This window comes from Nocardioides sp. LMS-CY (genome assembly GCF_018732145.1).
Classification (GTDB): Bacteria; Actinomycetota; Actinomycetes; order Propionibacteriales; family Nocardioidaceae; genus Nocardioides; species Nocardioides soli.
The window spans coordinates 66,860-92,173 of record NZ_CP076104.1; the positions used below are offsets into that span (position 1 = coordinate 66,860).

Annotated in this window: 18 protein-coding genes; 13 read left to right on the forward strand and 5 right to left on the reverse strand. The window is 65.6% G+C overall.

The features are described from left to right. Window positions 1–114 precede the first annotated feature (114 nt). On the reverse strand, window positions 115–597 hold the full coding sequence (locus tag KM427_RS00355) for a DUF3846 domain-containing protein (protein WP_215525835.1): 483 nt from the start codon (window positions 595–597) through the stop codon (window positions 115–117). Between the two features lie 134 nt (window positions 598–731). Continuing rightward, window positions 732–1,076 (reverse strand): ribbon-helix-helix protein, CopG family, encoded by a 345-nt coding sequence (locus tag KM427_RS00360; protein WP_215525836.1) that lies wholly within the window; start codon window positions 1,074–1,076, stop codon window positions 732–734. Window positions 1,077–1,557: 481 nt separating this feature from the next. Here KM427_RS00360 and KM427_RS00365 point away from each other — a divergent pair, with 481 nt between their 5' ends. The 7 genes from KM427_RS00365 (at window position 1,558) to KM427_RS00395 (ending at window position 15,115) form a co-directional block, all read left to right on the forward strand. Next, window positions 1,558–4,419, forward strand: coding sequence for an SNF2-related protein (locus tag KM427_RS00365; protein WP_215525837.1), 2,862 nt, complete (start codon window positions 1,558–1,560; stop codon window positions 4,417–4,419). Window positions 4,420–4,487: 68 nt separating this feature from the next. Next, a complete protein-coding gene (locus KM427_RS00370; RefSeq protein WP_215525838.1) occupies window positions 4,488–6,332 on the forward strand; it encodes a site-specific DNA-methyltransferase in 1,845 nt (614 codons plus the stop codon). Continuing rightward, on the forward strand, window positions 6,332–9,295 hold the full coding sequence (locus KM427_RS00375; protein ID WP_215525839.1) for a restriction endonuclease: 2,964 nt from the start codon (window positions 6,332–6,334) through the stop codon (window positions 9,293–9,295). The genes KM427_RS00370 and KM427_RS00375 overlap by 1 nt, the downstream gene beginning before the upstream one ends. Next, complete coding sequence (locus KM427_RS00380; RefSeq protein WP_215525840.1) at window positions 9,295–12,129, forward strand: TrlF family AAA-like ATPase; 2,835 nt, start codon at window positions 9,295–9,297, stop codon at window positions 12,127–12,129. Before KM427_RS00375 ends, KM427_RS00380 begins: the two co-directional genes overlap by 1 nt. A gap of 63 nt (window positions 12,130–12,192) precedes the next feature. Next, window positions 12,193–13,125, forward strand: coding sequence for an ABC-three component system protein (locus KM427_RS00385; RefSeq protein ID WP_215525841.1), 933 nt, complete (start codon window positions 12,193–12,195; stop codon window positions 13,123–13,125). Next, window positions 13,122–13,367 (forward strand): ABC-three component system middle component 6, encoded by a 246-nt coding sequence (locus KM427_RS00390; RefSeq protein ID WP_215525842.1) that lies wholly within the window; start codon window positions 13,122–13,124, stop codon window positions 13,365–13,367. Before KM427_RS00385 ends, KM427_RS00390 begins: the two co-directional genes overlap by 4 nt. Next, window positions 13,367–15,115, forward strand: coding sequence for an ABC-three component system protein (locus KM427_RS00395; RefSeq protein WP_215525843.1), 1,749 nt, complete (start codon window positions 13,367–13,369; stop codon window positions 15,113–15,115). The genes KM427_RS00390 and KM427_RS00395 overlap by 1 nt, the downstream gene beginning before the upstream one ends. A 19-nt stretch (window positions 15,116–15,134) precedes the next feature. Here KM427_RS00395 and KM427_RS00400 read toward each other — a convergent pair whose 3' ends face one another. From KM427_RS00400 to KM427_RS00410, 3 genes are all read right to left on the reverse strand, one after another. Then, window positions 15,135–15,515 carry a helix-turn-helix domain-containing protein gene (locus KM427_RS00400; RefSeq protein WP_215525844.1) on the reverse strand — a complete coding sequence of 127 codons (381 nt, stop codon included), beginning with the start codon at window positions 15,513–15,515 and terminating at the stop codon, window positions 15,135–15,137. 93 nt (window positions 15,516–15,608) lie between these two features. Further along, window positions 15,609–16,526: an HNH endonuclease gene (locus KM427_RS00405; RefSeq protein WP_215525845.1), complete on the reverse strand. Its 918-nt coding sequence runs from the start codon at window positions 16,524–16,526 to the stop codon at window positions 15,609–15,611. A gap of 169 nt (window positions 16,527–16,695) precedes the next feature. Then, on the reverse strand, window positions 16,696–17,034 hold the full coding sequence (locus tag KM427_RS00410; RefSeq protein WP_215525846.1) for a VOC family protein: 339 nt from the start codon (window positions 17,032–17,034) through the stop codon (window positions 16,696–16,698). A 187-nt stretch (window positions 17,035–17,221) separates the two neighbouring features. On the opposite strand from KM427_RS00410, the gene KM427_RS00415 reads away from it, so the two are divergent. The 6 genes from KM427_RS00415 (at window position 17,222) to KM427_RS00440 (ending at window position 25,308) form a co-directional block, all read left to right on the forward strand. Continuing rightward, window positions 17,222–21,004 carry a hypothetical protein gene (locus tag KM427_RS00415; protein ID WP_215525847.1) on the forward strand — a complete coding sequence of 1,261 codons (3,783 nt, stop codon included), beginning with the start codon at window positions 17,222–17,224 and terminating at the stop codon, window positions 21,002–21,004. A gap of 129 nt (window positions 21,005–21,133) precedes the next feature. Next, on the forward strand, window positions 21,134–22,231 hold the full coding sequence (locus KM427_RS00420; RefSeq protein WP_183595498.1) for a hypothetical protein: 1,098 nt from the start codon (window positions 21,134–21,136) through the stop codon (window positions 22,229–22,231). A gap of 81 nt (window positions 22,232–22,312) precedes the next feature. Then, on the forward strand, window positions 22,313–23,062 hold the full coding sequence (locus tag KM427_RS00425; RefSeq protein WP_183595499.1) for an SURF1 family protein: 750 nt from the start codon (window positions 22,313–22,315) through the stop codon (window positions 23,060–23,062). Between the two features lie 9 nt (window positions 23,063–23,071). Then, complete coding sequence (locus tag KM427_RS00430; protein WP_183595500.1) at window positions 23,072–23,416, forward strand: DUF3817 domain-containing protein; 345 nt, start codon at window positions 23,072–23,074, stop codon at window positions 23,414–23,416. A gap of 19 nt (window positions 23,417–23,435) precedes the next feature. Beyond that, on the forward strand, window positions 23,436–24,275 hold the full coding sequence (locus tag KM427_RS00435) for a patatin-like phospholipase family protein (protein WP_215525848.1): 840 nt from the start codon (window positions 23,436–23,438) through the stop codon (window positions 24,273–24,275). 13 nt (window positions 24,276–24,288) lie between these two features. After that, window positions 24,289–25,308 carry a 1-acyl-sn-glycerol-3-phosphate acyltransferase gene (locus tag KM427_RS00440; protein WP_215525849.1) on the forward strand — a complete coding sequence of 340 codons (1,020 nt, stop codon included), beginning with the start codon at window positions 24,289–24,291 and terminating at the stop codon, window positions 25,306–25,308. Window positions 25,309–25,314: the final 6 nt, after the last annotated feature.

Genomic DNA, 25,314 nt, shown 5'->3' on the forward strand with positions numbered 1-25,314 from the left:
TCTCGTGATGTTCGTTTCGTTGGCGGACGCCACCGCTCCCGGTGCTCGTAATCTCTGAGCCCCCGGTGAGCCGGTGACGTCCGCCTGCATGGAGGTGGTGTGGTTGTCCACTGCCTACGCGGCGATCACGCGGACCTTCTCGACTTCCCGGCGGCGGATGCTGAGATCCAGAGCCCAGCCGCCTGCCTCGAAGTAGTCCTCGAAGTCGGCCGGGTTCCGGTGCCACTTGTTCGATCCCATGACTCTGACCTCGACCGCGAAGGTGGAGGGCGTAAACAGGAGCTGCTGGACCGAGCGCGGCACGCTCAGCGTTGACCCACTCGGGTGGGTCGGACCGACCAGGACGACGTCCCCGGCGAGGAAGTCTCGCTGGAAGGACGACGACAGATGCAGCCACCAGAAGATGGTTGCCCTGCGGTTGATCCCAAGGCCAATCAGCTTGGCCTCGTCGTTGGCGAAGAAGGACATGCCTGCCTCGCCGGCGCCGATGGATTCGACGTAGCCGCCGACTGCGGCTTGGTAGTCCTCGAGAGTGTTGTACTCACGGGGGGCCAAGGGTTGCCGCTCGTCGAGCGGGAAGTGGATGCCAGTCGGCATCGCGATCACCCCTTTCGTAGGCGTTGCTCTCCAGCCAGCGGTTGGCTGGAGAGTCCGGCTACGAAGTCCGGGAGGGGAGCGGGCCCCGAGCGGCACAAGATGTTGTGCACGCCCGGAGCCCGCCACGGGGTTGGTCACTGGGAGCGCTTGCTCGTACCAGTCGACCGGGGTGGGGAACTCTTGGTTCCTCCGCCGGTGCCATCGCCCTCGAAAATCGCGGCGATAGCGTTGCGGCGAGTCTGAGCTTCACGCTCGATCTCAGCCTTGACCGCCTCGGCTTGCTTGAGCACGGACGGATCGCTTTTGCTTTTCGCGATCCAGTGCTCCAGCGCCAGGCGGATCTCTTCGGTGGTGCTGCGACCCGTGAGTTGGGCGAGAACGTCCAGCTGGGCGCGCAGATCCTCCGTGATCCGGACAGCCAGCGTTCGAAGCTGGCCGCCTGGGTTGCCCACCGTCGTGGGCGGGATGTCGCCAGTCATGGCGTACCTCCTCGGTGCGTGCGGCCGATCACCTATTGGTGCTCTGGAAACCGCATTACAGCGACGAGGTTTGAAACCGACGGACAGGAGGCGCATTGCCCGTTGGTTTCGCCCATCATTATGAATGATTGTTGGGAAAAGTCAACACATATAGCGCCCTCGGAACGAAATGCGACGCTAGGCAGACTTGATTAACAGAGGCGGCACACGGACCTATTGATGTAGCGAAATCGACAACGGAAATGAATGTCGCGACATTGATATAATGATATTCAGTGACAACTGAATATGCATCGAATCCTGCTGCCGCCCACCCGGTTCTGTCCCGCGTCGGTGGTGCTCGCCTGCGACGATCGCCGCGAACCGACCCGCAGATCGGTGTCCCGTCGGTAGGGTGCTTCCCGAGTCGAGGGAGGTACACGATGGGCTCGGAGAACCGGCGGGCAACGGACTCTACGAGCGCGCCGTGCGGAGTCGACCGATGAAGGACGGCTTCACCGAGTACCAGGCCAAGTACTACGCCCACGAACTGCAGCGCAGCTACGCCAGCGACCATGTCGGCAAGCTTGCCGGCCTTCTCTTCGATGCTCAGGTTGAGCCGAAGCCGCACCAGATCGATGCGGCCCTGTTTGCGCTCCAGACCCCGTTCCTCAAGGGCGTGATCCTTGCCGACGAGGTCGGCCTCGGAAAGACGATCGAGGCGGGCATCGTCATCAGCCAGTACTGGGCGGAGCGCAAGCGCAGCATCCTGATCATCGCGCCGTCCAGTCTTCGCCAGCAGTGGCAGCAGGAGCTCTACGAGAAGTTCCTGATCCCCAGCTCGCTCCTCGACGCGAAGACCAAGGACCGCCTCCTCGGCGCGGGCCGCTCGCCCGAGGTGCTGATCTGCTCGTACGAGTTCGCCCAGCGCCACGAGCTGTCGCTCCTGCGTGCGTGGGACGTCGTTGTCGCGGACGAAGCGCACCGTCTCCGCAACTTCTGGAACGGCAAGGCCAAGGTCGCTAACGCCGTTGCTCACATCGTTGATGGCGCGCACAAGACGGTCCTGCTGACCGCTACGCCTCTGCAGAACAAGCTCGAGGAGCTTTACGGCCTGGTCTCGGTCTTCGATCCCAACTACTTCTACTCGCTCGACGCCTTCCGTGAGCGCTACATCAAGAACCGGGAGTCGGCAGCCTTCGACGACCTCGGCGACCGCGTCGCGCAGGTCAGCAAGCGAACGCTCCGTCGCGATGCCGACAAGTACATCCGCTTCACGGAGCGTCTCCCGCTGACCGTTGGGTTCGAGCCGTCGCCCGAGGAGCAGCGTCTTTACGAGTTGGTCAACGAGTACCTCCAGCGCGACGAGGTCTACGCCTTCTCGAAGTCCACGCGGCACCTCAGTGCTCTGATCATCCGCAAGCGCCTCGGCTCCTCGACGTATGCCATCGCCAGCACGCTCGAACGCGTCGCGGGTCGACTGGAGCGAGAAGTCGAGGAGGGCAGGCGCTGGACGAACACCGGCAGCTTCATCGTCGACGCCGACCTCACCGACGAGGAAGAGGAAGAGCTCGACGAGGAGCCGAAGTCCGGATTCACGGCCATCGACCCGCGTGACATCGAGCCCATGAAGGACGAGGTCCGTGAGCTGCGCGAGTACGCCGCGCTGGCCCGGTCGATCACGGTCAACGAAAAGGCCGTCCAGCTCAATCACGCGCTTGACCTCGGCTTCGAGCGCCTGCGCGAGCTGGGAGCGCCTCAGAAGGCCATCATCTTCACCGACTCCACGGTGACCCAGGACTACATTGCGCGCTCGCTCACCGAAGCCGGACGGGGCGAGGGACTGCTCCTGTTCAACGGCCAGAACGACTCTCCACAAGCCACAGCGATCTATCAGAAGTGGCTCGAACGCAACAAGGGAAGCGACGTCATCACCGGCGTCCTGGCCGCCGATCGCCGCAAGGCTCTCGTGGACTACTTCCGCGAAGAGGGCACGATCATGATCGCCACCGAGGCAGCTTCGGAGGGCATCAATCTGCAGTTCTGCTCCATGGTCGTGAACTACGACCTGCCCTGGAACCCGCAGCGCGTCGAGCAGCGCATCGGCCGCGCCCACCGCTTCGGCCAGCAGCACAACGTCGTGGTCGTGAACTTCTCCAACAAGGGCAACCTCGCCGAGCAGCGCATCCTCGAGCTGCTGGAGGACAAGTTCCACCTCTTCAAGGGAGTCTTCGGTGCCAGCGACGAGGTGCTCGGCTCCATCGAGGACGGCCTCGACTTTGAGAAGACGATCAGCGACATCCTGAATCGCTGCAAGACCGCGGGCGACATCGAGGTCGCGTTCAACCAGCTGGAAAAGCAGTTCGAGGGCGAGATCTCCAAAGAGATGGCCAGCGCCAAGGCCAAGGTCTTCGACAACCTTGACCCCAACGTCCAGGACCGCCTCAAGTCGTACGACGCCCAGTCTGGTGAGGTGCTCAACCGCTTCGAGCAGCTCCTTCTGGCGGTCACGAAGTTCCAGCTCGACAGCGTCGCCACCTTCGAGGGAGACGGTCGCCAGTTCGAGCTCCACACGGCGCCGATCCCAGACGCCAAGACCGGTCGGTACTTCTTCAAGTCGCAGCCGCAGGAACACGCCCACCAGTACCGCTTTGCCAGTCCATTGGCCGAGTACGTCGTCGCCAGCTCGAAAGACGCGGATACGCCTGCCCGTGAGCTGACCTTCAGTCTCGGCAAGGCCCAGCGAGCCAGCACCGCGATCAAGGCGTTGCAGGGCAAGTGCGGGCGGCTCGTGAGCAAGGTTGTCACGTTCCGGATGAAGGCCGGCAACGAGGACATCTCCGAGTCGTACGCGCTTGCGGGGCTCCTGACGGACGACGGCGAGTGGCTCGACCACGAGTACGTCGCTGACTTGATGGACCTCGCCTGCAGAGAAGTGTCGGACCCGATTGACATGATCGACGAGTCGGCCTTCGAAAAGCATCTGGACGCCCAGCGAGAGGCGTTCGAGAAGGAAGTGCAGGCGCGCAACGCTCGCTACTACGACCAGCAGGAGGAGCTGCTCTACCGGAACACGCTCGACCGCAAGGCCGAGTCCGAAGGGCTGATCCGCGACTACCGCCAGAAGGAGAAGGAGAGCCGGAAGGCGGCGCGACAGACCGACGACCCGATGGAGCAACTGCGACACAAGAAGGAAGCCAGGCGCTGGGCGCAGAAAGCCGAAGACGAGGACGACCGCGCCCGAGGCGAGCGGATCAAGCTCCGGGAAGAGATCGACAAGTACCTCGACCTGATCGAGCAGTCGCTCAAGGGCAAGCGCGAGACCGAGGACCTTTTCGCTATCCGCTGGCGAGTAACTGCCTAATTCAAGGCTTATCAATAATGCACAATATTGATAAAATGAATTCAGATAAATTCAATGAGGAAGACTGAATGGCCGACGAAATCCACGAGATCCCGAGCACCACCCCTGACCTGCAGACGGAGCTGGCGCGCCAGCTCCAGGAGCTGGTGCCCGAGGCGATCACGGACGGCAAGGTCGACGTCGCCAAGCTGACGGAGCTCCTCGCGGCGGACGTCGCCGACAGCAGTGAGCGCTTCGGTCTGTTCTGGCCCGGCAAGAAGCGCGCACTCCGTGCTGCCCAGGAGCCGACTACTGCAACGCTGCGCCCGGTCAAGGATCAGAGCAAGGACTGGGACACGACGAAGAACGTGTTCATCGAGGGCGACAACCTCGAAGTGCTCAAGATCCTGCAGAAGCACTACCACGGCAAGATCAAGATGATCTACATCGATCCTCCGTACAACACGGGCAAGGACTTCGTGTACCCCGACAACTACAAAGAGGGGCTGGAGACCTACCTCGAGTGGACCAAGCAGGTAAACGAAGAGGGCAAGAAGGTCTCAACGAACAGCGAGTCCGAGGGCCGGTACCACTCGAACTGGCTCAACATGATGTATCCGCGCCTCAAGTTGGCTCGCAACCTGCTCACGCAGGACGGAGTCATCTTCATCTCGATCGACGACAACGAGATCGACAACCTCGTGAAGGTCTGCAACGAGGTCTTCGGTGAGGGCAACCACATCGCGTCGTTCATCTGGAAGAGCAAGAGCGGCGGTGCCAATGACAGCGGCGAGGTCGCCGTCGATCACGAATACATCGTGTGCTTCTCTCGTTCCAAGACGGACAACGCGCTCGGCCTAGATCCCGATGCGGTGGCAACGACCTCATACAACAATGAGGATGAGCGCGGGAAGTACGCCCTCGAACGCCTCGACAAGCAGAACCTGCAGTACTCCTGCTCGATGGACTACGACCTCGTTGGTCCGGACGGGCAGGTTTACAAGCTTTCGCACCGCGATCCCGCTCGGCCGAATGCCATCTGGCGGTGGTCCAAGGACAAGGTCCAGAACAACATGGACCAGCTCGTCTTCAAGGACGGGAACGTCTACACGAAGAACTACCAGAAGCCTGGCGGCAAGCCCCGCTCGTTGTTCGTCGACGATCGCTTTGGCCGTACTCGGACTGGAAGTACCGAAGTCCGAGAGCTGCTCGGGGGTAGTTACTTCGACAACCCGAAGCCGACCAAGCTTCTTAAGACCTTGGTCGCAATCGGCAGCACCCCCGACTCGATCGTGTTGGACTTCTTCGCCGGGTCAGGTTCCACGGCGCACTCGGTCTTGGCAGTGAACGCCAAGGACGGTGGCAACCGTCGGTTCATCGCCGTGCAGTTGCCTGAGCCGACGGATGACGCTGATGCGAAGCGCGCTGGGTTCGACACAATCGCTGACATCTCGCGCAAGCGCATCGACGCAGCGGGCGAGCAGGTCAAGGCGGAACTGGCGGGCCAGACGGTCGACGTCGGATTCCGAGCGTTCACCCTGGTCGACACCAATTTCTCGAAGTGGAGGGTGTCGAGCGACGTCGATGCCGACAAGCTTCAGCAGCACCTTCTTGAGCTCCGCGACAGCGCGGAAGACAACGCGACTGCCGATGCGCTGCTTGCCGAACTGCTGCTGAAGCAGGGCTACTCCCTCACGGAGGAGTCGGCGGAACAGGACATCGCCGGCCTGACCGTGCATGCGGTTGGCGGCGGCCTGCTCCTTGCGTACCTCGACGAGCACACGAAGCCGTCGCTCGACCAGCTCCGTGCGGTCGTGGATGAGGAGCCCGCGCGGTTCGTGATTCTTGAGGATGCCTTCCACGGCGACGACGAACTGAAGACCAACCTCGCTCAGCTCTGCAAGAGCAAGGGCGTGGAGCTCTGGACTGCCTGATGGAGTTCAAGTTCGACGCCAAGCAGCAGTACCAGCTCGACGCGATCGAGTCGCTGGTTCAGCTCTTCGATGGCCAGCCCAAGGACGCGGAAGCGGTCCTGACGACGCTGCGCGGCGAGGGCAAGCTGCACGGAGCCCAAGACCAGACCAGCCTCGACCTCGACCTCACGCAGGAAGTCGGAGCCGTGGGCAACAACCTCGTCCTCGACGAGGCGACCATCCTCCAGAACCTGCAGGCAGTCCAGGACAAGAACGGGCTCGAGGTTCTCGGCGCTCTTGCCGGCGACGCGCTCGACTTCGACATCGAGATGGAGACCGGAACCGGCAAGACCTACGTATACCTGCGCACGATCTTCGAGCTGGCCAAGGCGTACAACTTCACCAAGTTTGTGATCCTCGTTCCGAGCGTCGCAATCAAGGAAGGCGTGACGACCAGCATCAAGCTGATGCACCAGCATTTCCGCGACCTGTACCCGGCACAGCCGTTCGACTACTCGGTCTACTCGGGCCAGTCCGCCGAAGAGGTGCAGGGCTTCGCCACCAGCACCAACGTGCAGATCATGGTCATGACGATCGACTCGATCCGTGGCAACGCGAACTCGCGCATCATCCACCAGACCCGCGACAAGCTGAACGGCCTTCGCCCGATCGACTACCTCAAGGCCACCCGGCCGGTCGTCATCATGGACGAGCCGCAGAACATGGAGTCCCAGCTCTCGCAGTCGTCCATCGGGGAACTCGACCCGATTGCCACGCTCCGCTTCTCGGCCACGCACCGCAAGCAGCGCAACGTCGTCTACCGGCTCGACCCGGTCGACGCCCATGACCACGGCCTGGTCAAGCAGATCGTGGTTGCCGAAGTGGCCCAGCAGGGCTCGGACGCGACGCCTTACATCAAGGTCGTCGAGGTCAAGCGCGACCCGTGGGAGGCCAAGCTCGAACTGGCCGTTCGCGGTGCCGACGGCTCCCTAACTCGCCGGGTCGTGAAGGCCAAGCAAGACCAGGAGCTGTCCAACTTGACCAACAACCCCGCCTACGAGGGGTGGTGGATCACGGAACTCTCGATTGAGCCGCAGTTCGTGGAGCTCAACAAGCACGGCATGCTGCAGCAGGGCGAGGAGATCGGCGGCAACTCCGATTCGATCTACCGCGAGATGATCCGCGAGACCATCAAGGAGCACTTCCGCAAGCAGACGATGCTGGCATCGAAGGGCATCAAGGTGCTCAGCCTGTTCTTCATCGACAAGGTCGAGAACTTCCTCGGCGACGGCTTCAACAACATCGACGCCAACGGCCAGTTCGTCCAGTGGTTCGACGAGCTGTTCCGCGAGGAGCGTGCCAAGTCCCCTCAGTGGCAGGAACTCTTCCCGCAGGATCCGGCGGAGCTCCGACGGGGCTACTTCTCCGTGCTTAAGGCCAAGCGTGGCGGGACGGACACCTTCCAAGACACGTCAGGCAGCACCAAGGCTGACGACGATGCCTACGACCTGATCATGCGCGACAAGGCTCGCCTGCTCGACCAGGCGGAGCCCGTCCGCTTCATCTTCAGCCACTCCGCGCTGCGCGAAGGCTGGGACAACCCGAACGTCTTCCAGATCTGCACGCTGCGCGAGATGGGCGCCGAGGTGGAGCGCCGCCAGACCATTGGCCGTGGCCTGCGTCTGCCGGTCGACCAGACTGGCGAGCGCGTGGCGGACCGCAGCATTGCCCAGCTGACCGTGATCGCCAACGAGTCCTACGTCGCGTTCGCGAAGTCGCTCCAGACCGAGTACGAGAAGTCCGGCGTTGAGATCGGTCGCGTGCGCCTGCAGGAGTTCTCCAAGATCGCCCTCTACGAAGAGCACATCGAGCCCGACGGCCCGGAGTACTTCGGCTACGAGCGCTCCAAGACCCTCTACGAGGCGCTGGAGTCCTCCGGGATGATCATGGATGGCAAGGTCACCGCGGCCTACCAGCCGACCCAGCTCGGGTTCGACCTCAAGCAGCACATCCCGGACTTCTTCTGGCCGTACGAAGACACGATCATCGAGTACATCGGCCGCTCCAGCATCGAGCGCTACGTGAAGCCGCAGTCCAAGCGGAAGGCACGCAAGCTCAACAAGGAGCTCTTCGCGAACCCCGAGTTCGAGGAGTTCTGGCGCGCCATCTCGGCTCGCACTACCTACCGCGTGTCGGTCGATCGTGACCGCCTGATCGAGGCGACGGTGAAGGCGATCAAGGAAGCGCCGGCCATCCAGCCGCTCCGCATCCAAGTCACGCGCGCCGGAGTCAAGATCCTTCGCGGCGGCACCAAGGCAACCGAGACCGGTCAGCGGTCCGCGTCCCTCCAGGGCGCCTACGACCTGCCCGACATCATCACCGAACTGCAGGAAGCCACGTCGCTGACCCGTAAGACGATCATCGACATCCTCCTGGACAGCGGGCGCCTGCCCGAGTTCATCGGGAACCCCAACGACTTCATCCAGATGGTCAAGGGTCGCCTGCAGGCCGTGCTCGCCGAGATCGTCACCGAGGGCATCCAGTACGAGAAGATCGGCGGCTACGTCTACGAGCTGCGTGAGCTGCAGAGGGACGGCCAGGAGGAGAAAGACCGCTTCCTCGACCAGATGTACAAGCTGCAGAACCCGGAGAAGTCCGACTTCGACTACGTCGTTTACGACTCCGAGCCCGAGCGCCAGTTCGCCGAACTGCTCGACGGCCGCAGCGACATCAAGCTCTTCATGAAGCTCCCGGGCACGTTCAAGATCGACACTCCTGTCGGCCCGTACAACCCGGACTGGGCGATCATCAAGCATGAGGACGGCGCTGACCGGATCTACATGATCCGGGAGACCAAGAGCACCGACGACGAGGTCAAGCGCCGTCCGACCGAGAACGCCAAGATCAAGGCCGCGACCAAGCACTTTGCCGCGATCGGTGTCTGCGACTACGCAGTATCCACGCCCGCCAACTGGAGGGTGTGATGGGCGAGGAGTCCATGCGGGCAATTTCACTGACGGACAAGGGCGGTCACTTCTATCGGGCGGACTTTCAGGTCCACACCCCGCGCGATACGCAGTGGGATGGCGCGCGGCCGGCGTTGGCTGAGCGCGAGCAGTGGGCGGCGGCCTTTGTTGCAGCGGCGAGGGAGCGTGGCCTTGATGCTGTGGCGATCTCGGATCACCACGACTTCGCGTACTTCCCATACATCCGAAAGGCGGCAGCGGAGGAGGTGCGCGAGGACGGCACAACTGTTCCTGAGGCAGAACGCTTGGTCGTGTTTCCGGCCCTTGAGCTTACGCTGAGTGTTCCCTGCCAGGCCATCATGATCCTCGACGCGGACTTCCCCGAGGACCGCCTCGACGATGTCCTCAAGGCCCTGCACTTCGATCCGATCGACGCCGCACTGGACTCTGTTCCGCAGGTTACGGAGCTTGTAGATTCCGGTGACCTCAACGCGCTTCACGAGAAGCTCGACAGTCGGGACTGGCTGCGCGGCCGATACATCGTTCTGCCGAACGTCACGCCGTCGGGCTATAAAACCCTCCTACGCACGTCGTTCCAGTCGAAGTACAGGGACATGCGGTCCGTCGGTGGATACCTCGACGGAACCATCTCGGTTTTCGACAGCAAGGTGGGCGACAAGAAGATCCTCGACGGCAAGGTGCCGGAGTGGGGTTCAAAGAGACTCGCGCTGTTTCAGACTTCAGACTCACGAACGGCCGACTTCTCAAATTTGGGGAAGCACTCGACTTGGGTGAAATGGGCGGCGCCGACAGCTGAGGCTCTTCGCCAAGCCTGTCTTGCCCAGGATTCGCGGGTTTCGCAGTCTGAGCCATCCCTGCCAAATGCTTGGATCTCGCGCGTCGTCGTATCTCAGAGCAAGTTCATGGGCAGGGTCGATGTTGCCCTGAACCCCCAATACACCGCCCTGATTGGTGGGCGGGGAACAGGCAAGTCCACGATCTTGGACTACCTGCGCTGGGCCCTCTGTGATCAGCCTGCAAGCTCGACTGCGGAGGACGAAGTGGCGGATCCTAGGGTCCGCCAGCGCCGGCTGATCGAGGTCACGCTTAAGGCGCTCAAGGCCCATGTTGAAGTGCACTGCGTCATCAACGGAATCACCCACGTGGTTCGTCGACACGCTGATGACGGCACGGTGCAGCTCAAGGTGGGCGATGGCGACTTCGAGAAGGTTCGTGAAGGCGCCATCCAGAGCCTGCTGCCCATTCAGGCGTACAGCCAGAAGCAGTTGAGCAGTGTTGCGATCCGGATCGACGAACTGCTCCGCTTTGTGACCTCGCCGATCCAGCGGGATCTGGAGGAGATCGAGCGACGGCAGCATGAGGTCGCTGGACGCCTGCGTGAGAACTACGGATCGCTGCAGCGTCACCGGGACCTTTCGACCGAGATTGAGCGATCGGAACTGAGAGTGCGATCGCTCGGTGAGCAGGCTCAAGCGCTGCGCGATGGTCTTTCCGGCATCTCCGAAGCCGATCGCCTCGTCCTGGACGGTAAGGCTGCGCACGATCGTGCGCGAACGGCTGAGTCGGCGTGGACCCAGCAGCTCGGCACGGCGCACTCGGACCTGACCGAATTGGTCACCCGTCTCGAGACCTCGCTTGGCGACATGACGAAGCCGGACACGATTCCCGCCGACATCTCCACCGAAGTCGATGCCTCGTTTGAAGCCTCGGTGGCGGCACTGTCCGCCTTGAAGGACAAGGTCGCGGTTCTCGCCGAAGAGTTCGCAGTCCTCATGGCTGACGGAGGCGCTGTAGCGGTCCCGCGGGCGGACCTCGCGGCGAAACTGGACGCCTACGAGCAGACCTACGCGGCCGTGAAGGCCAGGTCCTCCGCGCACGAGGCAAAGTTGGGCGAACTCGCCTCGCTGGAGCAGCAACAGAAGACTGCGTCTGAGCTGGCGCAGCGGCAACGCAAAGAGCGCGACACCCTCGGCAAGCCGGATGAGAAGCACCGCGAGTTGCGCAAGGAGTTGACCGCCGCCCGCAGGGAGCGCTCTGAGGCGCTCGCCGCCCAGTGCGACGGCCTGTCGGCTTGCTCGGACGGAATGATCCGCGCGACTTTGTCTGTGAGCCGAGGCTTCGACGCCGCGCTCGCCAAGTTCAAGGCACTCGTCACCGGATCGAACGTCCGCACGAACAAGATCGAGCGATTCTTCGAGGAGCTGGCGAAGGAGTCCGATCCGGCCGCAACGTGGGAGTTGGTCCTCGAGGAGCTTGAGTCACTGATGCTTCTTGAACCCGACGCCGACGTTAAGTCCGAGCACACTCCTACGCTGTCGCGGTTGGAGTTCGTGGTGGCGGATCAGAAGAAGATCATCCCGAAGTTGACGCCCGATGGATGGCTCGACCTTTCCTTGACTGAACTCGCTGACTTCCCGGAGTTTGAGTACCGGGCTAAGGAGAACGAGTACATCCCGTTCGATTCGGCATCGGCCGGTCAGCAGGCGTCAGCCCTTCTCGCCACGCTGTTGTCGCAGGGCGGTACCCCACTGATCATCGACCAGCCTGAGGACGACCTCGACAGTGACACGGTTCAAGAGATCGTGGCAAAGATCTGGGAATCGAAGAGCGGCAGGCAGCTGATCTTCTCAAGCCACAACGCCAACCTGGTCGTCAACGGAGACGCCGACCTTGTGTTGGTCTGCGCCTACGTCAACGCTGGCGATCAGTCCGCAGGACACATCAAGGAACAGGGCGCCATCGACGTGGCGGCGGTGCGTGATCAGATCACGGCCGTCATGGAGGGTGGCGAGAAGGCATTCCGGCTCCGTAAGGAGAAGTACGGGTTCTGACCGGGCGTCCTGCGCGGGGCCACTAGCCTGTCCCAAGCGCGGTCAAGTCGAGGAGGGAGCGTCGTGGACTTCTACGAGCGGTTGTCTATGCGCCCCATGCTCTGGACGAAGTTGCACACGTTGACGGGGGAGGCGTTCGAGACGTTCTTCCACGACCTGATGACATGCTCCGATCCGTCGTTCGTTGACGTGCGTACCCATGGAAGTCTCGGTGACCTTGGGAGCGACGGTCTTAGCCTCCACGGTCGCCGCCTGTACGCCTGCTATGCGCCCGAGACACCGGATGCCTCGAAGACGGTGAGCAAGTTCAATGGCGACCTTGCCGCAGCTCTCGCGAAGCGCGCCGGCCAGTTCGACACCTTCGTCTTCGTGCAAAACGACACCCGAGGCACCCACCCAGAAGTGTCGGCGGCTCTGGCTGGCGCCCAGAAGGCAAACGGCGGAATTCAGTTCGAGCTGATCGGTGCTCGGCACATTCGGGACATCATCGGGCGCTTGACTCGCGATCAAGTGGAGGAGCTGCTCGGCAGCCAGCTTCCGCTTCAGCACACGGTCACGGTCGGGCTTGCCGAGATGGAGGAACTGCTCGCCGAGTTATCGGTGACAGGTATCCCGCTCGACGCAGGTGCTCCGGTTGAGGCTGTCTCGATCGACAAGCTCCGATTCAGCGCGCTCACCCCCGACAGTCAAGCGGAGTTGCGTAACGCTATGAGGCACTCGCCGATGATCGACGACTACTACGCACGTCGGATCGACGTCACGGAGCGCGATGAAGTTGCCGCTCGATTCAATCAGGAGTACCGCGATGCTGTTGCGGACAACCTGGAGCCAGAAGACACGCTCTTTCGCTTGCGGGAGTTCCTCGCTGGGTCGCGGCTCCAGTCCGGTCCGCTTTATAGGGCTCAGACCGCCGTGCTCGCCTATTTCTTCCAACGCTGCGACATCTTCGAGAATCCACCAGCAGACTGGGCGCCGCCCACCGAGGTCGCGTCGTGATCACGCCGACCAAGGGGATCGCGCCTCAGCGAGCACTGCTTACTGTGGGTGCACAGGTCGCGCAGCTTCTAGATGAGCCGATGACGGTGAGCCAGGCGTGGTCGCGGCTTGGGCAATGGCGTGCTTCGAACGGGCATCACGCCGCGGTTTCGTTCTCCTGGTTCGTTCTTGCGCTGGACACGCTGTACGCCCTTGGGGCCGTGCGGCTTGAGGCCGGGCTGATCGTTCGGAGCGTCGCGTAATGCTGAGGGAGGTGCGATCGAGCGATGACCGCTTCAAGACCGTCACCCTTGGCCCCGGATTGAACATCCTGGTCGCGGACAAAACCGCTACCTCGACGACTACGGACAGTCGAAACAGTGCCGGGAAATCGTCTCTCATTGAGATCTTGCACTACGTGCTCGGTATGGGCCGGTTGACGGACTCGGTGATGGCGAATCGTGCCTTGCGCGATGACGTGTTCACCCTGATTCTCGACTGGCCCGGGCTCGCGGACCCCGTTACGGCGTCGAGGTCTCTCAAGCCCCGGTCGCGATCGAAGGTGGGATTGAGCCCGGATGTGACCGGCGGAGTAGACACGTTGCCGACGTTCGGTCGCGACGTGCCAGTTGCGGAGTGGCTGTCCGCCTTGGGAAGTTCGTTGTTCGGGCTCCCCGAAGAGCACGAGGGCGTGAGCGTTCGCGGGCTGCTGTCGTTCTATGCGCGCCGCGTATCCCAGCATGGCTTCGATGACCCGGTTCAGACCTTCCCTCGGCAGTCCGTCACCGAGGCGTCTTCGAACGTCGCATATCTTCTCGGACTCGACTGGCGCTTGGCGGCTGGCTACCAATCGCTGGCCGCAAGAGAGGCTGTGCGTAAGAAGCTCCGTGAGGCCATCAAGGACCCCGGGTTCAAGCTTGTTGTCGGGGCCGTCTCCGAGTTGAGGGGGCAAGTGACTGCTGCGAACGCCCGGGTCCGGTCGCTCCAAGAGCAGGTCGCTGCGTTCCGAGTCGTGCCGGAGTATGAGCGCCTACAGGCAGAGGCGGACGCGGTCGACGAACGGATTCGGACTCTGCGAAGCGCAGACGCCGCGGACCGTCGCAACATCCTCGACTTGGAGGCCGCGATCCGCGATGAGGATGAGCCGGACGTCAGTTACGTGGAGCGGATCTATCAGGAGCTCGGCATTGAGCTTCCTGGTGCTGTTCTTCGCACTTACGACGACGTCCGTGTCTTCCACGACTCAGTCATCGCGAACCGCCGTGCCTATCTGCAGGATGAGCTCGAGGCGACTCGCAGTCGCCTCGATGAGCGTCAGCGCGAGCGTGACGGGCTGGGCGAGCGACACGCAGCGTTGCTCCGAACACTCGAGCAGGGGGGTGCGCTCGCCGCGTTTACCGCTCTTCAACAGCAGCTGTCAGCAGCCCAGGCAGAGCTCGGCACACTGCAATCACGGCTGGACACGGCGGTGCAGTTGGAGGCGACGCAGGCAGAAATCAAGCTTGAGCGCGGAAAACTCCAACAGGCCATCAGCAGGGACCTCGGCGAGCGAGACAACACCGTCACCGAGATCAACAGCCTCTTCCAGAGGTTTGCGTCGACCTTGTACGGGGCCGAGCGGGACGCATGGGTAGAGATCACCGCGCTCGAAACCAGCCTGCGCATCAACCCTCACATCGGCGGTGAGGACAGCCAAGGCGTCGGCAAGATGGTCACGTTCTGCTTCGATTTGATGGCTGCAGTGATCGCTCGCAGAGGTGGGCGGGGCCCCGACTTCTTGGTGCACGACAGCCACCTGTTTGACGGTGTGGACGAGCGGCAGGTTGCGAAAGCGCTGTCGCTCGCTCGCCAGGTCTGCTCGGAGGAGGGTCTGCAGTACATCGTGACAATGAACTCGGACGACCTCGACAAGGCGGAGCGTCACGGGGCGGGCGTCACTGACTGCATCATCGAACCGCGTCTGACCGATGAATACGACACGGGCGGCATCTTCGGCTTCCGCTTCGACTGATCCGTTCCGCTCGGGTCTTTCACCGTGGTCGGCCGTGAGTGTCACGCATCGTGACCCCTCGCTCGATGAGCCGCGCCTTGACTGTGCCGGGGTCGGCACCGAGCGCCCGTCCGACGGTCGCGAGGGACTGGCCCTCCTTGTAGCGCCGGACGGCCTCGTCGATCAGGGCAGGATGCAGGCCGCGCCGTGCCTCGACGCCGTGGCGTTGGAGGATCTTGGTGACGGTCGTTCGGTGGACTCCGTACTGGCCCGCGAGTTCCCGTTGCGTGGCGCCGGCCTTGTACCGCTCGATCAGCTCGTGCTGGTAATGGATGGGCAGGTGGACCTGGCGCTGGCGTTCGGGAGCGGATGTGGACTGCTTGGGGTGGGTGGTGACATTGGCGGCCTCGCCCCGGAGCATCCGCAACAGGGGTCGAGGGGGGTTCGAAAGTTGTCCACTTAGGACCACCGAGCACTGACGGCGGATCGTTCGACGTGGCCGGTCTGGACGTGGTCAGCTCGCGTCGAGGAACGCCTGGAACCGCTCCTCAAGGAGCAAGCGATCGGGGCGCTCCGCACGGCGCTCCGGCAGCACCATCAGCTGTTTACCGTGGAACTCCTGGATGCCGTGGCGAAGCATCGGTCCATCGATCTCGTGGAGCACCTCGGCGTTGATCCGCACCTCGTACTCGGGCGTGATGCCAAGGATCCGTCGGTCGTAGGCGGCGTGGTGCATCTTGCACAGCGTGAGTCCGTTGGTCACGATCGGGCGTCCACCGGCGCCATCCTCCTGGATGTGCGCCGCGTCGAGCAGGTCGCTGTGCCGGAAGGAGCAGACGGCGCATGAGGTCCGGTACGCCCGGAGCACCGCTGCCCGAAACGGACGCTGATGTAGGCGGATCTTGGTGAGCTGCTGCCGGTACGACGGGTCCAGCTCGAGCTGCGCCGACGGCCAGGTGATGTCGGGCTGCGGCACGGCGTCGATGTCGACGACGAACTGGAGGTCGGATCGCTCCTCGCCGACGAGGTAGATCGGATAGAGCGCGCTGTATCCGCCGCCCTGTACCCCCAACCACCAGATCAGGGGCAGGCGCTCGACCATCGCCTCACGCAGGGCCCGATTCTGAAAGTGGTCCGGATCGTCGCCGCGCATCTTGTAGCGGTAGAACCCGTCGCTCCCGACGGCGTCGTCGTAGGGGCGGGCGGTGCCCTCGGGGCGATAGACCGTCCGGATCGAGAGAGCGGCCGCGAGTCCTCCCGGCTTCCAGATTCCTTGCTGGGTCGGCATCAGCCGCACCTGCTCACCAGTCAGGGTGAGGTTGCTGGTGTCCTCCTGGCTGAAGGTCTCCTTGCCCGCGGCACGTTGCCCGTCGAGCCACCCGAACGCAGCGTGTCTGATCGCGAGCTCGCGCAGTCGCTCGTCGGGGGTCACAGCCGGATCATCTCAGCATCCGCCGGCGGCCATGGTCTTTCAGTGAGGATCCGCCGTGACTGGTTCGGACGCTAGGTCGCGACCCCAGTGTCGGGCGGGAACCGCACTGGTGGCACGCAGTGATCGACTGCGCGCACCAGACCTCGGAGTGACCGCACGAACTCGTGGCCTACTTCTGATGGATCTGGACGCGGTGACCATCGGGACCTTCGATGAAGGCGAAGGTGCCCCACGGCTGTTCGTCTGGATCGGTGACGTCGGCTCCGCGCCGGCGGAGTTCGGCGACGGTTGCCGCTACGTCGTCGCATGCGTAGGTGAGGTAGGCGCCTTCACCGGGTCGTTTGCCTTCCCTGGCGGCGTCGTGCAACGCCAGGGTGGTCGACCCATCCGGAGGTGCGATCTCGAGCCAACGAGCGCCGCCACCCATGTCCTGATCCGTGACGACGGAGAACCCCATCACTTCGCAGTAGAACTTCCGCGACGCCTCTTGGTCCGAGACATAGAGCATCGCGGTGCCGATGTGCGTGATCCACGCACCTGACGACGGTGTTCCCGATCCGCCGCCGATCGACGACCCTCAGGTCAGGTACGACGAGTTCGTTCTCGGGACTGATGTGTCGCGGCGGGTCCGTCGTTAGCGTCGCTCGACGGTGTCTCAGGGCCGGGGGTGTCCTGGCGCCGGAGGAGCCTGGATCGTGTTCACCGTCTCGCTACGCCGCCTGGTCACCGGGGTCGCCGCCGTCGCGGTCGTCGCCGCCACGTTCGTCGTCGCGCCGCCCGCGGCACCGGCACGGGCACAGGAGGTGACGCTGAGCGCCGAGGAGGTCGATGAGGCGCTCTTCGTGGCCGGCGACATCGCGCGGGTCAGTGCCGATCCTGCGGCGGGCGTACTCGAAGGCGTGCTGCAGGAGCTGTACGCCGTGCGCCCCGACCTCTCCGCAGACGCCGCGGTCGGTCAGATCCGGGTGCTGGAGTCGGCGCTGGCCGGTTCGACGCCACCGGCCCGGGGCCGGGCGTCGATCGCCGCGCAGTCGGCCGGCGCCGCGACGTACGAGTACTGCCAGGGCTGGAGCGAACCGGCTCAGGGCGTCGAGTGGACCAAGCGCGATCACATCTGCGCCGACTGGCACCACACCAACGCGGCACGACTGCACTTCCTCACCGCCGCGATCGCCGAGGCCGAGGTGCTGCCGGCGACCAAGCGTGCGGTGCGCAAGCAGGTGAAGGCGACGCTCGCGGCCTCCGACAACGGCATCGGCGCCAGTGTGCTGACCCCGACCCTGGACCAGGCGACCGGCAGCGGCAGCATGCAGGACGCCTCCGTGCGACTGCAGCACAGCTACGCACTCGCGCAGGAGAACGACGAGTTCGCGGCCGCCCGCGACGATCTGTGGGCCGGTACCAGCGCCGAGGAGATCCTCGCATCGCTGCAGCAGCGCAAGGGCGACCCCGACCTGGCGCCGCTGGCCGAGCAGCTGGCGAAGATCGACGCACAGGGCCGGCTGCCCATGCCGCCGGCCGAGTCCGAAGGCCTGGCGGCGGTCGCGCTGAGCAGGACCGACCAGGCCACCGGCACCGCCGTCAACGCCCTGACCACGCTCGCGCAGGCGCAGCAGAAGTACGACGAAGCCACGACCGAGGCCGAGAAGAAGAAGGCCAAGGAGGATCTGGAGAAGGCCCAGGACGGCCTGAAGGCGCCGCTGAAGGACGCCAAGAAGCTCGTCGAGGACGCCAAGACGGTCGTCAACTTCGCCACGTTCGTGCTGAGCAAGTTCGAGCCGAGCGCCGCCGAGGCGATCCAGGAGGCAGCCGACACCGTGCTCCCAGTCGCCGAGGGCCTGATCGGCATCGGCAGCAGCATCGTCAACGGCGTCATCAACTTCTACTCCGGCAACTGGATCGGGGTGATCGGCGACGCCTTCTCCGCCCTCCAGGGCCTGGAGAAGCTCTTTGGCGGGTCCAGCGCCAGCAAGCCCAAGCCGGACCCGGTGCTGGTCGCGGTGGAGAACCTCGGCAAGCAGCTGGAAAAGCTGGGCACGGAGATGCACGAGCGCTTCGACCGCGTCGACGCCGCCCTGGAGCAGATCTACGGCGCGCTGACCGACGGGCTCGGCGAGATCCTGGCCAAGCTGGTGGCCAACGAGCGGAACGTCGCGGAGATCTTCGACCGGCTGGAAACCCAGCGCGCGAGCCTGGTGCGCCTCGAGGACCGGGTCTTCGCGCTCTTCGGTGCCGAGCAGCGCCGGGCGCAGAAGGAGGCCATCAACCTCGCGGTCGGCAAGCAGACGATGAGCCAGGACCTGTACGACACCAGCACCAACCAGTTCTTCACCTGGGCCACCGAGCACGCCAAGGACGACATCGCCCTGGGCGCGAACCGGAGCTTCGCCCCGGCGGATCTCCTGGACGAGCTGAACCGGGGCCTGGATACGAACGTGGACTACCTGCGGCTCTTCACCAGGCAGGTCTACGGGCTTCCCGCGCCCCTCAGCAGCGGCACCGTGAGCAATCCCAGCGACTGGGGCAGCGCGGCGCGGGCCTTCGGCCGAGTGATCACCGAGCACCCGCGCCACTTCCACAGCGAGCCGCGCAACCGGGCCCGACTCGACGGCATCATCGCGGCGGGTGAGCACATCCGGGACACCTTCGCGGCGATCGCCGCAGACGATGCGCCCGGGCCGATCGACACCGGTCGGCCCGGCACCGGCAGCAGGGTGCTCAACGCGGCCACCGCGTACTACGAGGACGCCTGGGCGGCGCTCGCGACGGCGATCGAGCAGCGACTCGCGACCTGGGGAGCGGACCAGGTCACCACCTTCGACCTGTGGAAGGGGCCGCGGCAGGCCTACAACGCCGCCCACCTGCCGAACCTGCCGGCGATCAGCTGCGGCCCGATCCTGAGCGGGAAGACGTTCCCGGCCGGGTCGCCGTACCGCATCACGATGCCCAACCAGCTCGGACTGGCGATCGCCGCCGGGCTGGTGAGCCTCCGGGTCTGTGGCACCGGTGCGGAGTGGGTCAACATCGAGGACCGGCCGGAGACGAACCCGCGCACACCCGTGATCATCAACCGCTTCGCGCAGCTCCGGGTGCGGACCGAGATCCAGGTCAGGAACTCCGGTGGAACGGTGCTGGCCACCGGTACCGGCACCTACCTCGACCCGGGCAAGACGCTGATCTGCAACTTCGACGAGGACGGCACCGACAACTGCGACCTCACCGCGAGCCATGCGGTGTCCAAGGCCGACCACCAGTGGAGCGCGATCAGCGCCGAACTCGGCTACGCCTGGTCCGCCGCCGTCCGTGCTCCGGGAGAGTCGGTGATCACGGAGATGGTCCGGGACTGGCTGCGCGGTCGCCAGCAGGTAGCGGCCGGACACATCGTGGGGCTGCTGGAGCCGGGACGAGCGCTGTCCGCGGCGTCGGTGCGGGTGAGCGCGGCGCGCAAGGCCCTGGTCAGCTACGTCGAGCTCGGCCTGCCGGCCGGGTTGGCGGTGGACGCCGAGCTGCGGGGCCTGCTCGAGGGCGGGGTCCGGCCTGCGTCGTCCAGCGCCGATCCGCTCGATCGGGTGCTCGGCGGCACCACCCGGCTCCTGGACGACGCCGGGGGCGGCCACCTGAGCCTGATCTGGGACGCGGTCGCCGCCCAGTACCGCGAGGTCGACGTGCCCCAGGCGCTGCGGTCCGCCGGTCGGGAGCGGATCCTCCGGTTGGAGCAGGTGCTGCGCGACCATGTGGTCCCGGCCGACGGCCAGGCCCGGCGCCGACTGGGACAGCCGTTCATCGAGACCACCCTGGACCGGCTGGAGCTGGCCCGCAGCGTGCTGACCGGAGCCGGACCGGTGACCACGATCCGGTCCGGTCCGACCGGGCACACCGGTGTCGCCCAGCCGACCTTCACCTTCACCACGGGCGAGGAGGAGATCGGGTCCGCCGTGGCCTGCCGGCTCTTCGCCGAGGACGCGACCCCGCCGGCGTACGGGCCGTGCTCCGGCGCGACGAGCCACTCCCCGACGACGCCGCTGGGCGACGGCGCCTACGTCTTCGAGGTGAGGGGCGTCGACGACGCGCTGGTCACGGGTGCGGCGACGACGCGGCGGTTCGTCGTGGACACCGTCGCGGCGCCGGGCGACCCCGGGGGCGCGACCGGCCCCGGGCCATCGACCGGTCGGGTGCCGACGACCGATCCCGGGAAGGCCGCCTCCTTCACCATGCACGTGAAGCCCCGGGTGAAGGGCAAGAAGCGGGTCGGCACGAAGCTGCGGGTGACCTCCGGCCGGTGGGCTCCGGTGCCGGCGACCGTGAGCTACCAGTGGCTCCGCAACGGGAAGAAGGTCCAGGGCAAGCAGGGCAAGCGCGCCGTCCACCGTGTGGTGCGGGCCGACCGCGGCAAGCGGCTGTGGGTGCGCGTGGTCGTCACCTCACCGGGTGTGACCACGACGCGGGTGGTCACGAACAAGGTTCGCGTCCGCCGATGACGGAGTCCTGGATCACGTCTAGTCCAGTGGTCTGATCCGGAGGGAATCGCCTGTGGCGACACCGGGCGCGGGTCTATCAATGAAGGACCCATGTCCACAACCGTCTCGGGACAGAACAGGAGCTTTCACGTGCGCTCACGTGTCACACGCTTGACCGGCGTCGCCGCCGGTGCCGCCCTGGTGCTCGCGTCGCTGGTCGCGGCCGGCCCGGCCAACGCGGCCGGCGGCGAGACCGGCACCCTCAACGTCACGATCGTCGATGACCAGGGCAAGCCGGTCAACGCGATCGTATGGCTGGTGCCCGAAGAGATGGGCGAGGGGTCGCCCGAGCCGTTCCCCTTGGAGGAGCCGGAGCCGGGCAAGAGCTCCTACAGCCAGGAGATCGAGGTCGGGAAGTACGGCATCGTGACGATGGGCGGCTGGTCGATCATGAGCTGCGCCGGTGTCGTCTCCTGCGCCACCCCGCCCGACGAGATGTCGCTCCGCGGCGACGGCGCCGTCACCGTCACCGACGGGGGCGTGGTCAACTACACGGTCACCACGGCGACCCCGAAGCTGAGCGGCAACAGCAAGGTCGGCTCGGCGCTCGCGGTCGACACACCGATCCTGGAGGGGCTCAACAACCTGCTGGGCGGAATGGGCGGCATGGCCGAGTTCCTTGGCCTCTTCGGTACCAGCTTCGAGCCGACCGTCACCTGGAAGCGCGACGGGATCGCCATCCGTGGCGAGACGGGCGCGACGTACGTGACGACCGGCGAGGACGTCGGCCGGAGCATCACCGCCGAGGTGCGGCTCCCGAACCTCCTCAGCCTGATGTTCGCGTCCATGGGTGGCGGTCCCTACGAGCAGTTCGGCCTGCTTCCGGGTCCCGCGACGCTCGGCCCGGTGGTCGTGGCCAAGAACGACAGCACCACCGACGTCCGGATCGTGGGCAAGCGCCGGGTCGGCCACACCCCCACCGCCTGGATCACGGTCAAGGGTGCCGACCGGGTGAACGGCTGGATCACCGTGACCGGCACCGGCGACAAGCCGCTCAAGCTGCGCCTGCGCGACGGCTTCGCCAAGGTCGAGCTGAACAAGCTGCGGGCCGGCAAGAAGACGGTGACCGCGACCTTCGACGGCACGTCCACCCTCAACGCGTCCAGTGACACCGCGACCTTCAAGATGAAGAAGGCCAAGGACGGCAAGAAGAAGAACAAGAACAAGAAGAGCAGCAAGAAGCGCTGATCCGCGCGGTGGAGCGGGTCGGACACGTCGCAGGACGTGCCCGGCCCGCTCCTCGCATTTCCGGCTGCGTACCCTGAGGGCGTGCCCAACCCGCTCGCCCCGCGCTACTGGGGCGCGCACCTCCTGGCACTGGTGCTGGTCGGGATCGCCGTCGGTCTCGGGCTCTGGCAGTACGACGCGTGGCAGGCCCACCGCGCGGCCGAGGCCGTCGACCTGACGCACGCCGAGCCGATCCCGCTCGCCGACGCGATCGGGCCGGACGACCCGTTCCCCGGCAACCGGGTCGGGCAGCCGGTCACCGTCTCCGGCACCTGGGTGCCCGACGGCACCGTCTACGTCTCCGGGCGGGTGCACGAGGGCGCCGACGGCTTCTGGGTGGTCACGCCCCTGGAGATTGACGGCGCGGACGGCGCCGCGCTCCCGATCGTCCGCGGCTGGGTCGCGGACCCCGCCGACGCACCCGCTGCCACCGGCACCGCCGCGCTCGACGCCTGGCTGCAGCCCACCGAGGGGACCGGCGTACGGGACGACGACCCCAGCGACGACGTGCTCCCCCAGCTGCGCATCGCCGACCTGATCCAGCACGTCGACCAGGACCTCTACGGGGCGTACGGCGTGGCCGAGGTGCCCGAGGACGGGCTGGAGCCGGCCAGCGTCGACCAGCTCCCGGAGGTCGGGACGTTCACGGGGATCCGGAACCTGCTGTACGCCATCGAGTGGTGGTTCTTCGGCCTCTTCGCGGCCTTCATCTGGTGGCGGTGGGTGACCGAGACGACAGCGGAGGCGCCCGTGACCGAGGACGAGGCCGAGCCCGCCGCGACCGATCCGTAGTCTGGACCCGTGAAGCTCTTCAACCTCTACCGCGTGCTGGCGTTCGTCGTCGGCGTGCTGCTCGCCTTCTGCGCTCTGGTCGCCGCGCCGCTGAAGTACCTCGCCGAGGACGGCAGCGACCTCCAGCAGTTCGGCGAGTCCGCGAGCATCATGTGGCTCCTCCACGGCTGGATCTTCATGGTGTACGTCGTGGTCGCGTTCCTGCTGGCCCGACGCGCGCGCTGGTCGCTGGGCTTCACCCTGCTGATGCTGGTGGCCGGCCTGATCCCGCTGCTGATCTTCTGGGTGGAGCACAAGGTCAACCAGCTGGTGCGGGCCGAGAACCCCGAGCTCGTGGGATCCTCACCGGTGTGACCTCACTTCCGGGGCGCCGATGACCACGGCGTTCGTGCTGGGCGGCGGTGGCGTCCTGGGCGCGGTCGAGGTCGGCATGCTCCGTGCGCTCCTCGAGCGCGGCATCGAGCCCGACCTGGTGCTGGGCACGAGCGTCGGCGCCCTCAACGGCGCGATGGTGGCGCGCCAGCCCGATGTCGGGGTCATCGACAAGCTCACCGAGCTCTGGCGCAGCGCCGGCGCCGCCGGCGGCGAGATGTACGGCGACCGGCCGCTGCGCACGGTGCGTCGGGCGATGGCTACCGGAACCCACCTCTGGTCGGCCAAGCCGCTGCGGCAGGCGCTCGCCGACGAGCTCGGGGAGCTGACCTTCGAGCAGCTGCCGGTGCGGTTCCAGGTCTGCGCGGCGAGCATCGAGCGGGCGGCCGAGCACTGGTTCGACTCCGGCCGGGTCGTCGACGCGGTCGTCGCGAGCGCCGCCGTACCCGGCCTGCTGCCTCCGGCGAAGGTCGGCGACGAACACTACCTCGACGGCGGCATCGTGAACTCCATCCCGCTCGGCCGGGCCGTCGCGCTCGGCGCCTCCCGGGTGTTCGTGCTCCAGGTGGGACGCATCGATCGGCCGCTGTCGGTGCCCCGGCGACCCTGGGAGGTGGCCCGGGTCTCCTTCGAGATCGCCCGCCGGCACCGCTTCAACCGGGAGCTCGAGGAGCTGCCCGGCAGCGTGCAGGCGCACGTGCTCCCGGCCCGCGGCACCTCGGCCAAGGACGACACCCTGCTGGGCAGCCGCGACTTCGCCGGCGTTCAGGAGCGCATCGACCGCACCTACGAGGCGTGCGCGACGTACCTCGACGAGCGGCTCGGCGACGCGACCCGGTGAAGGCGAGCGAGCCGTGATCTGGGTGTTGCGCCGGTGGGTGATCGCGCCGGTCGTGGTCGCCCTGGCGGGGTTGGTCTGGTTCACCCTGCCGATCTGGCTGATCGGCGCCGCCGCGGTCTCGCCGATCGTGCCCGGTCGGCTCCGGCCCCTGCGGGTCATGTGGGTCGCGATCGTCTACCTCACCTGTGAGGCGCTGCTGCTGGTGGTGATGCTCGGTCTCTGGATCGCGTCCGGCTTCGGGTGGCGGCTGCGCACGCCGTACTTCGAGGGCATCCATTACGACCTGGTGCAGGGCACGATGTGGGTCTTCTTCCGCGAGGCCCGGCGGGTGCTGCGGCTGCGGATCGAGTCCGAGGGGCCGACGCCGGCGGCGTATCCGGGGCGGCCGATCGTGGTCTGCTGTCGGCACGCCGGACCGGGCGACTCGTTCGTGCTGATCCACACGCTGATGGCGTGGTACGACCGTGAGCCGCGGGTGGTGCTCAAGGACACGCTGGCGTGGGACCCGATGATCGACGTGGTGCTCAACCGGATCCCTGCCCGGTTCATCACCCCGAACCCGGCCGCCGGCGCCGACCTCGAGGCGCAGATCGCCGAGCTGGCCAGCGGCTTGGACGAGAACGACGCGTTCGTGATCTTCCCGGAGGGCGGCAACTTCACGCCGCGGCGGCGGCAGCGCGCGATCGACCGGCTGCGCCGGCTCGGCATGGAGCGGATGGCACAGCGCGCCGAGCAGATGACGCACGTGCTGGCGCCGCGCCCGGGCGGACTGCTGGCGGCCCTCGACGCCGCGCCCGGTGCGGACGTCGTGCTGGTCGCGCACACCGGGCTCGACCATCTGGTGAGCGTCGGTGACATCTGGCGCGAGCTGCCCATGGACAAGCGGATCGTGATGCGCTGGTGGCAGGTGCCGCACGACGAGATCCCGGTGGGCCGTGAGGAGCGGATCGACTGGCTCTTCACGTGGTGGGAGCGGATCGACACCTGGATCGACGAGAACCGGCCGGTGGATCTCCCCACCGGCCGGTCCTGATCGAGT

Coding starts and splice junctions, on each gene's coding strand:
- KM427_RS00400 (WP_215525844.1), bottom strand. CDS start 15,515: ATGCTCCGGGGCGAGGCCGCCAATGTCACCACCCACCCCAAGCAGTCC.
- KM427_RS00435 (WP_215525848.1), top strand. CDS start 23,436: ATGACCACGGCGTTCGTGCTGGGCGGCGGTGGCGTCCTGGGCGCGGTC.
- KM427_RS00360 (WP_215525836.1), bottom strand. CDS start 1,076: ATGACTGGCGACATCCCGCCCACGACGGTGGGCAACCCAGGCGGCCAG.
- KM427_RS00380 (WP_215525840.1), top strand. CDS start 9,295: ATGGGCGAGGAGTCCATGCGGGCAATTTCACTGACGGACAAGGGCGGT.
- KM427_RS00375 (WP_215525839.1), top strand. CDS start 6,332: ATGGAGTTCAAGTTCGACGCCAAGCAGCAGTACCAGCTCGACGCGATC.
- KM427_RS00365 (WP_215525837.1), top strand. CDS start 1,558: ATGAAGGACGGCTTCACCGAGTACCAGGCCAAGTACTACGCCCACGAA.
- KM427_RS00370 (WP_215525838.1), top strand. CDS start 4,488: ATGGCCGACGAAATCCACGAGATCCCGAGCACCACCCCTGACCTGCAG.
- KM427_RS00355 (WP_215525835.1), bottom strand. CDS start 597: ATGCCGACTGGCATCCACTTCCCGCTCGACGAGCGGCAACCCTTGGCC.
- KM427_RS00395 (WP_215525843.1), top strand. CDS start 13,367: ATGCTGAGGGAGGTGCGATCGAGCGATGACCGCTTCAAGACCGTCACC.
- KM427_RS00410 (WP_215525846.1), bottom strand. CDS start 17,034: ATGCTCTATGTCTCGGACCAAGAGGCGTCGCGGAAGTTCTACTGCGAA.